The sequence below is a fragment of the Pseudosulfitobacter sp. DSM 107133 genome (assembly GCF_022788695.1).
GTDB lineage: Bacteria > Pseudomonadota > Alphaproteobacteria > Rhodobacterales > Rhodobacteraceae > Pseudosulfitobacter.
Genome location: NZ_CP085155.1, coordinates 445610 through 457839, shown reverse-complemented (window position 1 = coordinate 457839; position 12230 = coordinate 445610). Strand labels below are relative to the sequence as shown.

Below are 12230 nucleotides of genomic sequence, written 5' to 3'. Positions count from 1 at the left end.
ACAGGAAATGCACCATGACCTTGCTTCGGACAGCTTCAGGGCACGGCTTGCGGCCTGCGGGCACTGCCACGGCGCGGGTTCTGGATGATCTGCGGCGGCGCATTGTCTCGCTTGAACTGCCGCCCGGTGCGCCTTTGCTGCGCGGCGATCTGGCGGCCCACTATAGTGCCAGCCAGACCCCGATCCGTGAATCCCTGCAACGGCTGGAGCAGGAGGGACTGGTCAAGGTCTTTCCCCAGTCGCGCACGGTCGTGACCAAAATCGACATTCCCGAGATTTACGAGGCGCATTTCCTGCGCCTGTCGGTCGAGGTCGAGGTCGCCCGACAGCTGGCCCAGCGGGACAGCGCCGATGTGGTGGCGCGCGCGGGCGCGACGCTGCGCATGCAAGAGGTGCTGCGCGACGATCCCGCACAGTTGCAGATGTTTCAGGAACTGGACGAGGTGTTTCACCAAACGCTGTACGACGGGCTGGGGCAGGGCAACCTGTATGCGATGATCCAGGGCAGGTCGGGGCATTTGAACCGTGTGCGCCGGCTGGACCCGCCGGATGCGGCTAAAATCACCTATATCTTGCAGGGGCATCGGGCGATTCTGGACGCGATTGCACAGGGCGACGCCGAGGCCGCCGCCACGGCAGTGCGTGACCATCTCAGCCGCACGGTCTCGCGCGTTGAAGCATTGCGCGAGGCACATCGGGAATTCTTCAGCTAGGCGGCTTTGGGGCTTCGCTTCCAAAACAGGCTCGACATTTTATCTGATGAGGTAATATATTAGTTTGAACGCACCGGAGACGCTCCGGTCACAATGCTGTGGATCTGAACCGGTCCGGAGAGGGCAGAATGAACCAGAACAGAAAAAACCCCGATCAACTGCGCAGCGCGCGCTGGTTTGCCCCGGATGATCTGCGCAGCTTTGGGCACCGGTCGCGCATGATGCAGATGGGCCTTGGCCCCGAGGACTGGGAAGGCCGCCCCGTCATCGGCATCCTGAACACATGGTCCGAGATGAACCCCTGCCACCTGCATTTCCGCGACCGGGCCGAGGACGTGAAGAAGGGCATCGCGCAGGCCGGCGGTCTGGGGCTGGAGATTCCCACCATCTCGATCGACGAAAGCTTTACCAAGCCGACCTCGATGCTCTATCGCAACATGATCGCGATGGAGACCGAAGAGACGATCCGGTCGCACCCGCTGGACGGTGTGGTGCTGATGGGCGGCTGTGACAAATCCACCCCCGGCCTGACCATGGGCGCGATCAGCGCCGGTGTGCCGTTCATTTTCCTGCCCGCGGGCCCGATGCTGCGCGGCAACTATGCGGGCAAGTCGCTGGGGTCCGGCTCGGACGCCTGGAAATACTGGGACGAACGGCGTGCGGGCAATATCACCGCCGAGGAATGGGTCGGCGTCGAGGGTGGCATCGCGCGGTCCTACGGGCATTGCATGACCATGGGCACCGCGTCCACCATGACCGCGATTGCCGAAGCCATGGGGCTGACCCTGCCCGGCGCGTCGTCGATCCCTGCCGCCGACGCGGGCCACAAACGGATGAGCGCGTCCTGCGGGCGGCGCATTGTCGATATGGTCTGGGAGGATCTGACGCCCGACAAGGTCATCACCCCCGCCGCCGTGCGCAATGCGGCGATCGTGGCGATGGCGACGGGCTGTTCCACCAACGCAGTTGTGCACCTGCTGGCCATGGCTCGCCGCGCCGGTGTGTCGCTTGAGCTGGACGATCTGGACGCGCTGGGGCGCACGACGCCGCTGATCGCCAACATCCGGCCCTCGGGTGCGGACTATCTGATGGAAGACTTCTATTTCGCGGGCGGCCTGCGCGCGCTGATGGATCAGCTGGGCGACAAGCTGGACCGTGACGCGATCACCTGCACCGGCAAACCGCTGGCCGACGGCATCGCGGGCGCGCCGGTCTATAATGACGACGTGATCCGCCCGCTGTCCAATCCGGTGTATAAAGAAGGCTCGTTGGCCGTGCTGCGTGGCAACCTGTGCCCCAACGGCGCGGTGATCAAACCCGCCGCCTGCGATCCAAAGTTCTACCACCACGAAGGCCCCGCGCTGGTGTTCGACAGCTACCCCGAGATGAAGGCGGCCATTGACGATGAAAATCTGGATGTCACCCCCGATCACGTGCTGGTGCTGCGCAACGCAGGCCCGCAAGGCGGCCCCGGCTTCCCCGAATGGGGCATGCTGCCGATGCCCAAGGCGCTGCTGAAGCAAGGCCACCGCGACATGCTGCGGATTTCCGATGCGCGGATGTCGGGCACCTCCTACGGTGCCTGCATCCTGCACGTGGCCCCCGAGGCGTTCATCGGCGGGCCGCTGGCGCTGCTGAAAACCGGGGACATGGTGCGCATGGACCTGGAGGCGCGGACGCTGGACATGCTGGTCCCCGAAGAAGAGATCGCCGCGCGCCGTGCCGCCTGGGTCGCGCCCGCGCCCCGCTATGAACGCGGCTGGGGCTATATGTTCCAGCGCCACGTCGGGCAGGCCGATCAGGGCTGTGATTTCGACTATCTGACAACGCAATTCGGTGCGGCTGCGGCTGAACCGGACATTTACTAAAGGCAGGCCCATGACCCACGATCTGACAAAAGCACTGACCGGTATTTCGGGCATTCTGGTGACCCCCTATGACGCCGCAGGAGAGATCGCACCCGACAAGCTCGCGCCGATCATCGACCGCGCCATCGGGGCGGGGGTGCATATACCCGTGGTCAACGGCAACACCGGCGAGTTCTACGCGCTGACCACCGACGAGGCCTGTACCATGGTGCGCGAAGTCACGCAGATGGTGGCAGGGCGCGCGCCGGTTCTGGCCGGTGTCGGGCGCGGCATCCGCGACGCCTGTGTGCTGGCCCGCGCCAGCGCCGACGCAGGCGCCGATGCGCTGATGATCCACCAGCCGCCCGATCCCTTCGTGTCGCCGCGCGGAACGGTGGATTACATCAAGGCGGTGCGCGAGGCGTCGGGCGGGCTGCCCGTCATGCTGTACCTGCGCAACGACGCCATGGGCCCCGAGGGCATCGCCCGCCTGTGCGAGGTCGAGGGGGTCAAGGGCGTGAAATGGGCCACGCCGCACCCGCTGAACCTGGCCCGCGCCATCGCGGCCTGTCCCGATCATATCGTCTGGGTCGGCGGGCTGGCCGAGGTCTGGGCACCACCGCTCTATGCCGTGGGCGCGCGGGGGTTCACCTCGGGGCTGATCAACGTCTGGCCCGAACGGTCGATGGAAATTCACGCGGCACTGGACGCGGGCGATTACCCGAAGGCCAACCGCCTGATCGACGAGATGCGCGTGTTCGAAGACATCCGCGCCGAAGAGCAGAACGGCACCAACGTCACCGGCGTCAAGGCCGCGCTGATGGCCATCGGCCAGGACTGCGGCCCGACGCGCCCGCCCTCCGCATGGCCCCTGACCGACCGCCAGCAGGCCGCGCTGGACGGGTTTGTAACAGCGAACGGGTTGGCGGGGCTGTAGGCAGAAGCGGATGGACGTGCACGCCGACGTGTATCCACCAAGGCCCGGAATCAAGGTGCGTAGCACCGCCGGGCAGCGCCCGACCGCCCCATGGGCGGGCGCTTTCTCACCGTATTGCGGTTCATCACCCACACGCCAAAGTTTAGAAATAAAGTGGTGCTAACTGACGTTCCGATGCCCACCCGCGGTCGGGCGCTGCCCTGTGCGGCGAGGTCATAGAAGGCTCTAAGCAGCCCTTCGCCAAGCGATGCACGAATCCCCGCTCCGGGCGACCCTGCAACTGGACCCATAAACAGGTCCAGAGCTACCCCTTCTCGGGCGCGAAAAACTCGGGGAAGGCGGCGCGTTTCTCGGCGATGCGGTCCACCGTGCGCTGCAGGTGGCGGCGCAGGGCGTCCATGGCGCGGGCGGCGTCTCCGGCCTCGATGCCATCGACCACCTGTGTGTGCCCTTCGACCACCTGTTGGTTGTTGCGCATCCGGCCTGCGTCATCCGTGTCGGACAGGTGCAGGCGGCGCAGGCGTTCCAGATGGCCCGCGTGGCTGCGCAGGATGCGCTGGGTCTGCACATGGCGGGCGGCCACGAACAGCGTCTGGTGGAATGCCTCGTCCAGCTCCTGAAACGTCGGCACATCGCCTGGGTTCTGCGCGATCCCGGCCTGAAGCGCCACGATGCTGCGCAGCCGCGCCAGATCCTCGGGCGCAATCCCGGCTGCCAGCTCGCGCACCACCTCGGTTTCCAGCGCGATGCGCATGAACTGGGCCTCGCGGATGGCGGTCACGTCGATGGGGGTGACCAGCGTGCGCGACTGCGGGAAAATATGCACCAGCCCCTCTTTGGCCAGTTGCTGCAAGGCATCGCGCAGCGGTGTCAGGCTGACGCCATACACCTCGGCCAGTTCGGCGCGCAACAGCGGGGTGCCGGGCGGCAGGTCCAGCTTGACGATTTGGTCGCGCAGGCTGTCGTAGACGCCGCGCCCCGTTGGCCCGCCCTCGAACAGCGCCTGATGGGCGTCGGCGCGCATCCCTTTGGGCAGCAATTGCGTGGTGCGGGTCTGAGACACCGGGGGGTGCGGTTTGGCGGATTCATTCATTGCGAGAGCACTTTGTTCCTGTTAATCCTAATATATCAGTTCGTGCCCCGAACCCGAAGCCTTTTTTCCGCAGCCCCGAAAGAACGCATCCTATGGACAGCCAGACCACACCCCGCGACCCCGCTGCAAGGGTGCTTTTGCTGTCTGGGGGCGACAACGTGGTGGTGGCCACCGGACCGATTGCCCAAGGCACCGCGCTGCCCGAACACGGGGTCATTGCCAACCACGATACGCCGCAAGGTCACAAGATCGCAATCCGCCCGCTCCAGAGCGGCGCGCCGATCCTGAAATTCGAGACGGTCATCGGCTATGCCGCCCATGACATCGCACCCGGCGACTGGCTGCACAGCCACAACATCAAGTTCGACGCGGTGGACAAGGATTACGCCTTTGCCCGCGACTATGTCCCGACCGACATCCTGCCCGAGGACCAGCGCGCCAGCTTCATGGGTATCCGCCGCGACAACGGTCAGGTCGGCACGCGCAACTATATCGGCCTGTTCGTCACCGTGAACTGTTCCGCCACCGTGGCGCGCAAGATCGGCAATTATTTCGACGAAGAGCGCATGGAAGACTGGGCCAATGTCGACGGGGTGATCCCGTTTATCCACGAAACCGGCTGCGGCATGGAAATGACGGGCGAGCCGATGGACCTGCTGCGGCGCACGCTGGCGGGCTATATCCGGCACCCCAACATGGCCGGTGCCGTGGTGCTGTCGCTGGGCTGCGAGCGGAACAATCTGGCGCAGTTCTTCGAAGAACAAAGCCTGGCCGAAGGCAAGATGCTGAAAACCATCACCATGCAGCATGTGGGCGGCACCGCGCGTGCCATCACCGAGGGCAAGGCCGCCGTGCGCGACATGCTGGACGCCGCCAATCAGGTGCAGCGCACGCCGTGCAGCGCCGAACACATCACCATCGGGATGCAATGCGGCGGCTCGGACGGTTTGTCGGGGCTGTCGGCCAACCCCGGTCTTGGTGCGGCAGCCGACATCCTCGTGCGCAACGGCGGCACCGCGATCCTGTCCGAAACGCCCGAGATCTTTGGCGTCGAACACCTGTTGACCCGCCGCGCCCAGTCCGAGGCCGTCGGCCGCAAGCTGGTCGAGCGCATGGACTGGTGGCTGGACTATACCAAGGGCCGCGACACCCAGATCAACGGCGTCGTCAGCCCCGGCAATCAGGCGGGCGGGCTGGCCAACGTGCTGGAAAAATCGCTGGGCGGGGCCAAGAAGAGCGGCAGCACCGGATTGATGGAGGTCTATCGCTATGGCGAGCCGGTGACGCAAAAGGGGCTGGTGTTCATGGACACCCCCGGCTTTGATCCGGTGTCTGCCACGGGGCAGATCGCGGGCGGGGCCAACCTGATCTGTTTCACCACCGGGCGTGGCTCTTGCTTTGGGTCGTATCCGTCGCCAACGATCAAGCTGGCGTCGAACACGCCCATGTTCACCCAGATGCAGGACGATATGGACATCAACTGTGGCACGGTGATTGATGGGGACAAGACCATTGCCGAACTGGGGCAGGAGATTTTCGACCATATCCTGGCCGTCGCCTCTGGGCAGGCCAGCAAATCCGAAGCACTGGGCGTCGGAGAAGAAGAATTCGCACCCTGGCCAATTGGCGTGACGGGCTGACAAGGAAGACCACGATATGACACCCAATTATGTAAAGCTGGTGCAGGATACGGTGCTGCCGCGCATCGCGCTGTGCCGCCAGACCTTCGCCGCCACCCGCGCGGGTGACCCTGCCGCCGCCGTGCGTGATGCGATGGCGCGGGCCGCCTGCACGGACAAGGTCAAGCCGGGCATGTCCATCGCCATCACCGCCGGCAGCCGTGGCATCGCGGATTTCCCCGAACTGCTGACCGCCATCGTGGCCGAGGTCCGCGCACGCGGGGCAGACCCCTTTGTCGTGCCGTCCATGGGCAGCCACGGCGGCGCCACCGCCGAAGGGCAGACCGCCCTGCTGGCCAAGCTGGGCGTGACCGAGGACGTGATCGGCTGCCCCATCCGCTCGTCCATGGAAACCGACGAAATCGGCGTTCTGGACAACGGCATGTCGGTGCGCATGGACCGCTATGCCAATGCCGCCGACGGCATCATCCTGTTCAACCGGATCAAACCGCACACGTCCTTCCGCGCGCCCAACGAAAGCGGTCTGGCCAAGATGCTGTCGATCGGGCTGGGCAAACAGTCGGGGGCCGAAAACTGCCATGCGCGCGGCATCGACAACGTGGGCATCTTTGTCGCCAAGATGGCGCGGATGAAGCTGGAACGCTGCAAGGTGCTGTTCGGCATCGGCACCATCGAAAACGCCTATGACGAACTGGCGCGGGTCGAGGTTCTGGACAGCGACGGCTTGCTCGAGGCCGAGGCACCGCTGTTGCAAGAGGCGATGGCCAACATGCCGCGCCTGCCGGTCGGGCCGCTGGACCAGCCCACCGCATCCGGCACGCTGGACGTGCTGGTGGTGGACGAGATCGGCAAGGAGTTTTCCGGTACCGGCATGGACCCCAACATCACCCACCGCTTTTCCAGCCCCAAGATGCAGGTCCACCTGCACATCGAACGGCTGGTGGCGCTGGGGCTGTCGCCGCGCAGCAATGGCAACGCCAATGGCGCCGCGCGGGCCGATGTGATCACCGCGCAGATCGAAGAGAATTTCGACCGCGAGGCCGTCTATGCCAACTGCCTGACCTCGCAAGTGTTGGTGCAGGCCAAACTGCCCATGGTCATGCCCTGTGCGCGCTCGGCCATACAGACGGTGGTGAAAACCAGCGGGGCAGATGACATCACCAAGCCGCGCCTGCTGCGCATCCCGAACACGCTGAAGCTGGAATACCTCTATGCCTCCGAGGCGATGCTGCCCGAGCTGCGCGACCGTCCGGGGTTCGAGATCATCGGCGATCTGGAAGAGATGCAGTTCGAGGATGGCAAGCTGGTCAACCCGTGGCCGGACGCACACTGATGGGGCTGCATCTGCATCTGGACCCCGTCGGCGGGGCAGCGGGGGATATGTTCATCGCCGCCATGCTGCACGCACGCCCCGACCTGGCTGACCGCGTTCTGGCCGATGTCGCAGCCGTTTTGCCCGCCGAGGTGGGCAGGCCTGAGCTGACCGAACATGTGGCATCCGGCATCATGTCGCGCCAGTTCAAGCTGGTGCTGGCCAAGGGTGGCATAAATGCGCGGCACGGGGCTGACACCACCTACAAGGCGACGCGCGCCCTGCTGGAAAGCGCGCCGCTGTCCGACGGCACGGCGGACGCCGCCTGTGCCATCCTGCACCGCATCGCCGAGGCCGAGGCGCAGGTCCACAACATCCCCATCGACCGCGTGCATTTCCACGAAATCGCCGATTGGGACGCGCTGATGGACGTGACGGCGGCGGGCAGCATTTGCGCCGCACTGGACGGGGCGACCTACAGCCTGGCACCGCTGCCGCTGGGTGGCGGTCTGGTCGATACGGCGCATGGCAAACTGCCGGTGCCGGCCCCTGCGACGGCGCTGATCCTGCAGGGCTTTGACTGGCACGACGACGGCATCGCAGGCGAACGGGTGACGCCGACGGGGGCCGCGATCCTGGCCCATGTCACCGGCGGCAGCCACGGCACCCGCCCGCCCGGTCGGCTGTCGGGCGTGGGTTCGGGCGCGGGCACGCGGGTGATGAAAGGTCTGCCGAATATCCTGCGCGTCACGATGTTCGACACCGCCGAAAGTGGCATGATGCACGACCAGCTTGTGCAACTGTCCTGCGACATCGACGACATGACGGGCGAGGAACTGGGCGCGGCAACCGAGGCATTGCGGGCAACGGCGGGCGTGGTTGATGTGCTGCTGCTGAACGCGCAGGGGAAAAAGTCACGCCCCGTTGTGCGAATGGATCTGCTGGTGCACCCCGACCAATCCGAAGATGTGGCGGAACGAATGTTCAACCTGACCTCGACCCTTGGGTTGCGCCGCACAGTGGTCGACCGGCTGATCCTGCCCCGCAAACCCGAAACCGCCCCGGACGGCCAACGCCGCAAGCGCACACAGCGCCCGGCAGGCCACGAAACCCTGAAAGTCGAAAGCGACGATCTGGAAGGTGCGCAAACGCTGGCCGCCCGGCGCAGCGCCGCGCGCCGTGGGGAAGCCGAATAGCCCTCAGGGCGTGGCAACGCGCCGTGTCGCGCTGATCGTGTACCAAGCCAGATAGGCAGCCGTGAGCGCGACGGCAGGCCCCCAGATCATCGGGCTGTGCATGACCACCCCCAGCCCCAGCGCCAGCCGCAAGCCGATCTCGGCGCGGCCCAGCGGGTGACGGTCATAGCGCGACAGGGCGCTGGCCAGCAGATAGAGGCCCAGCATGACCCGCACAACAACCAGCGCCAGCGCAGGCCAGTCAATGCCGCTGCTGTAACCCGCCAGGAACGCTTCGGTCCCCGCAAGGGCATTGGGGTCGACCTTGGCCGCGTCGATCAGCAGCAGTTCGGGATAGAAAACAAAGACAAAGGGCAGCACGAACATCACCACGCCTGCACGCACGGCAGAAAAGCCTGTGCGCATCGGATCGGCCTTGGTGATCGAGGCGGCGGCAAAGGCGGCCACGGCAACGGGCGGCGTGATGGCCGAGGCAACAGCAAAGAAAAAGATGAACATATGTGCGGTAAACGGCGCGATGCCCAGCCCGATCACCAGCGGCCCCATCAGCAAGGCGACGTTCACATAGGCCGGCACCGTGGGCATGCCCATGCCCAGCAGGATCGACATCAGCATGGTCACGAACAGCGCCGCAAACAGGAAAATGCCACCGGTTTGCAGCTCGGTCCCGAACAGACGCAGGGCTGACAGCACATCACGCGCGATGAACCCCGACAGGCCGGTAAAGTTCAGGCAAAAGTCGATGACCGAAACCGACAGGAACATCAGGTACAGCGTCGAGATCAGAATACCGGCGTCGGCCAGCGCGCCGACCAGTTGCGCAGGCTTGCGGCGAAATGCCGGGTCCAGCAGGAACAGGATCGCCAGCAGGAACACGGCCCACCAGCCCGCCGACCCTGCGTCGCCCGCGCTGTTCTGCACCAGCTGGAACAGGAACGGCAGGTCAACCGCGCGGCAGGTGGTGTCGGTCGCGATGGTCTGGATGTTGAACAGGGCGGCGACGGGTCCGCAGCCGATGGCTTCTTTGGGCGTCACCAGCAGGAACAGGATCAACAGGATCGGGCCAAAGATCATCACAAGGTTCAGCAGGTCCTGACGGTTCAGCATCATGTCGGGTGTCTTGTCCCCGACCGCTTCGATCTTTTGTTTGCGGGCCTGGAATACGACGGTCAGGAACAGGCAGCCGAAATAGGCGACCGACGGGATGATCGCGGCGATGATGACCTCGCGGTAGGGCACCGCCGTCATCGCGGCCAGCACAAAGGCCGCAACCCCCATCACCGGCGGCATGATCTGCCCGCCCGATGACGCGGCAGCCTCGATCCCGCCGGCAAAGGTTTTGGAAAAGCCGCGTTTCAGCATCATCGGGATGGTCAGCACGCCGGTGGACAGCACGTTGACAACCGGCCCGCCCGAAATGGTGCCGAACAAGGCCGACGAAACGATGGCCGCATGGGCCGGCCCGCCGCGCAAACGACGGGTCCACAGAAACGCCAGCTTGATCAGCGATTGGCCGCCCGCTGAAATGCCAAACAGCGATCCCAGCACGATATAGGGAAACACGGTGCTCAGCAGGATGCCCATAAAGCGGCCCATCAACCCCTGGGATGTGTTGACCAGCACGTCTTCGATGTTGGGGCGCCCGTCCATCAGCGTGCGCGGCTCGCCACCCAGCTTTGTAATCAGGTATTTGTTCGTGTCATCCGCGCCGAAATAGTACCAGACCAGCACCGTAATCAACGTATAGGCGGCTACAACAATGGCGACAGCGACCAGCGGAAAGCCCCAGACCTTGACGTTATAGCCCAGAAACACCGCGATCCCAGCGCCGACCACGGCGAACAGCCAGACCCCAAGCGTGTTGATACACGAAGGATCATCAACGCTGGTGGGCGCAGGCAGGCCGTACAGCTCGGCAAATTCCTTTTCCTCGATCAGCGCGCGGGCGATCAGTTCGGCGCGTTCGCCGGTGAACTGGTCAATCAGGCAGATGGAATCGATTTCGATCAGGTAAGACAGCGACAGGGCGATGGCCATCGTCACCAGCGCCACATCCATGCACGCCCCAAAGATACGGCGGCCCCGTGTCTTGCCAAGCGCATCGACCCAGAACGAATGGTTCAGGGCCACAATGACCATCATCAGCACAAAGGCCAGCGGGTACAGGTATTCGTAGGGAAACTTGCGGATCACAAAGCCCGGATTGCCAACCGCTTGCGCAACCCATGCATCCAAACCGGGGATCGACGGGGTGGTATTGAACAGGCCGATAACAACCAGCACCAGCCCCAGAATGCGGGCCATGGTGTGAAATCTGATGGCCTGTGGCGGCCGGATGTCGGATGGGGTTGTCATGATGCTGCATTGCCCTTGGGATGTGTGACAAAGGGCGTCGGGCGGCGTGGTGCGCCGCCCGACGGTGGATCACTTGGCGCAGTCCGGCACGTCATAGCCGGCCTCTTCCCAGGCCGCGACAGCGCCGGGATGGTACTTGAGCGACAGACCACCGCAAAAGCCTGTGGTCTTCTGGTCAAGCACGCCAAAGTTCACGTTGGCCGCATATGGCGACCGCGTCTTGAGTTCATCCAGTGAACCAATGAAGGCTGTGACGATCTTCTTGACCATTTCGTCCGGCATGTCCGCGTTCACGAAGGTTGCAAAGGGCACGCCGGGCGAGCGGAAAATGCCGTCTTCCGAAATCAGGTTGACCCCCTTGCCTTCGCCATAGCCCATTTTCGCGCCTTCGATCTCGATCGGGCTGTTGCCCGGTGCGCTCAGGAACTTTTGCATCCCTTCGGATTCCCAGATCGCCTTGGGGAAGGAAATGATGTTGATGTCACCCGCCGCCTGTGCGGTTGTCACCCGGTCCGAGGGAAAGGTGATCGGGACCATGAACGCCTCGGCAGAGCCGTCGACAAGTGCAGTGGGCAGTTGTCCCCAGTTGGTTTGCAGGCCGGTGTAATCCTCGCCGTCCTTGAACCCGCCCGAGCCCAGCAACAGGGTCTGGCGCCCAACGGTCAGTGCGGCACCGCGTGGCGGGCCGTTCCAGACTGTACGCCCCTTGATATCCGCATAGCTCTGGATGCCGCTGGCAACAGGGGCAAACAGACCGTAAGCACCTGCGTTATAAGGGAAGATCGCGCGCACATTGTCGGCCAGTGCCTTGCCGTCCTCCCCCAGTTTCGAGAACGGGCCACGGCCCTTTTCCAGCAGGAAATGCAGCACCAGCGGCGCGGTGACCATGTCGGACTTGCCTTCGGCGATGCTGACCATGGAATTGGTGGCGGTCTGGCCTTCTTGCACCTGCACGTTGGCAATGCCTTCGCGGGCCAGAACATCGGCCAGATGAAGTGTCACCAGATGTGGAGAATTCCCCGGGCTGGATGTTTCGGCGGTCAGGTTTTCCTGGGCCGAAGCAGCGGCGGCGCAGACAAATGCTGCGGCGCATCCCAGTGCGACGGCGGCCTTCTTGAATACAAAAGTCATGGTTTC

9 protein-coding genes are annotated in these 12230 nt (G+C 64.4%); 6 read left to right on the top strand and 3 right to left on the bottom strand.

The genetic code is table 11. The annotated features are described in order from the left end of the window. Positions 1-14: 14 nt before the first annotated feature. From DSM107133_RS19675 to DSM107133_RS19665, 3 genes are all read left to right on the top strand, one after another. On the top strand, positions 15-713 hold the full coding sequence (locus DSM107133_RS19675; protein ID WP_114295230.1) for a GntR family transcriptional regulator: 699 nt from the start codon (positions 15-17) through the stop codon (positions 711-713). Between the two features lie 128 nt (positions 714-841). Further along, the gene (araD, locus tag DSM107133_RS19670) at positions 842-2581 is read left to right on the top strand and encodes an L-arabinonate dehydratase (protein ID WP_114295229.1); all 1740 of its coding nucleotides are present in this window, start codon (positions 842-844) and stop codon (positions 2579-2581) included. Between the two features lie 10 nt (positions 2582-2591). Further along, positions 2592-3497: a dihydrodipicolinate synthase family protein gene (locus tag DSM107133_RS19665; protein WP_114295228.1), complete on the top strand. Its 906-nt coding sequence runs from the start codon at positions 2592-2594 to the stop codon at positions 3495-3497. Between the two features lie 304 nt (positions 3498-3801). Here DSM107133_RS19665 and DSM107133_RS19660 read toward each other — a convergent pair whose 3' ends face one another. After that, positions 3802-4560: a GntR family transcriptional regulator gene (locus tag DSM107133_RS19660; protein WP_205387901.1), complete on the bottom strand. Its 759-nt coding sequence runs from the start codon at positions 4558-4560 to the stop codon at positions 3802-3804. A 122-nt stretch (positions 4561-4682) separates the two neighbouring features. Between DSM107133_RS19660 and DSM107133_RS19655 the strand changes: the two genes are divergently transcribed. Genes DSM107133_RS19655 through DSM107133_RS19645 form a run of 3 tightly spaced genes read left to right on the top strand, consistent with a single transcriptional unit; the run spans position 4683 to position 8738 of the window. After that, the gene (locus DSM107133_RS19655; RefSeq protein WP_114295227.1) at positions 4683-6230 is read left to right on the top strand and encodes an altronate dehydratase family protein; all 1548 of its coding nucleotides are present in this window, start codon (positions 4683-4685) and stop codon (positions 6228-6230) included. A 16-nt stretch (positions 6231-6246) separates the two neighbouring features. Then, positions 6247-7563: a lactate racemase domain-containing protein gene (locus tag DSM107133_RS19650; protein WP_114295226.1), complete on the top strand. Its 1317-nt coding sequence runs from the start codon at positions 6247-6249 to the stop codon at positions 7561-7563. Then, the gene (locus tag DSM107133_RS19645) at positions 7545-8738 is read left to right on the top strand and encodes a LarC family nickel insertion protein (RefSeq protein WP_240310664.1); all 1194 of its coding nucleotides are present in this window, start codon (positions 7545-7547) and stop codon (positions 8736-8738) included. The genes DSM107133_RS19650 and DSM107133_RS19645 overlap by 19 nt, the downstream gene beginning before the upstream one ends. A 3-nt stretch (positions 8739-8741) precedes the next feature. On the opposite strand, the gene DSM107133_RS19640 is transcribed toward DSM107133_RS19645, so the two are convergent. Together DSM107133_RS19640 and DSM107133_RS19635 are read right to left on the bottom strand one after the other, a co-directional pair. Further along, entirely contained in the window at positions 8742-11093 is a 2352-nt protein-coding gene (locus tag DSM107133_RS19640) for a TRAP transporter fused permease subunit (protein ID WP_240310663.1), read from the bottom strand. A gap of 69 nt (positions 11094-11162) precedes the next feature. After that, entirely contained in the window at positions 11163-12224 is a 1062-nt protein-coding gene (locus DSM107133_RS19635; protein WP_114295224.1) for a TAXI family TRAP transporter solute-binding subunit, read from the bottom strand. Positions 12225-12230: the final 6 nt, after the last annotated feature.

Coding starts and splice junctions, on each gene's coding strand:
- araD (WP_114295229.1), top strand. CDS start 842: ATGAACCAGAACAGAAAAAACCCCGATCAACTGCGCAGCGCGCGCTGG.
- DSM107133_RS19635 (WP_114295224.1), bottom strand. CDS start 12,224: ATGACTTTTGTATTCAAGAAGGCCGCCGTCGCACTGGGATGCGCCGCA.
- DSM107133_RS19665 (WP_114295228.1), top strand. CDS start 2,592: ATGACCCACGATCTGACAAAAGCACTGACCGGTATTTCGGGCATTCTG.
- DSM107133_RS19650 (WP_114295226.1), top strand. CDS start 6,247: ATGACACCCAATTATGTAAAGCTGGTGCAGGATACGGTGCTGCCGCGC.
- DSM107133_RS19655 (WP_114295227.1), top strand. CDS start 4,683: ATGGACAGCCAGACCACACCCCGCGACCCCGCTGCAAGGGTGCTTTTG.
- DSM107133_RS19675 (WP_114295230.1), top strand. CDS start 15: ATGACCTTGCTTCGGACAGCTTCAGGGCACGGCTTGCGGCCTGCGGGC.
- DSM107133_RS19640 (WP_240310663.1), bottom strand. CDS start 11,093: ATGACAACCCCATCCGACATCCGGCCGCCACAGGCCATCAGATTTCAC.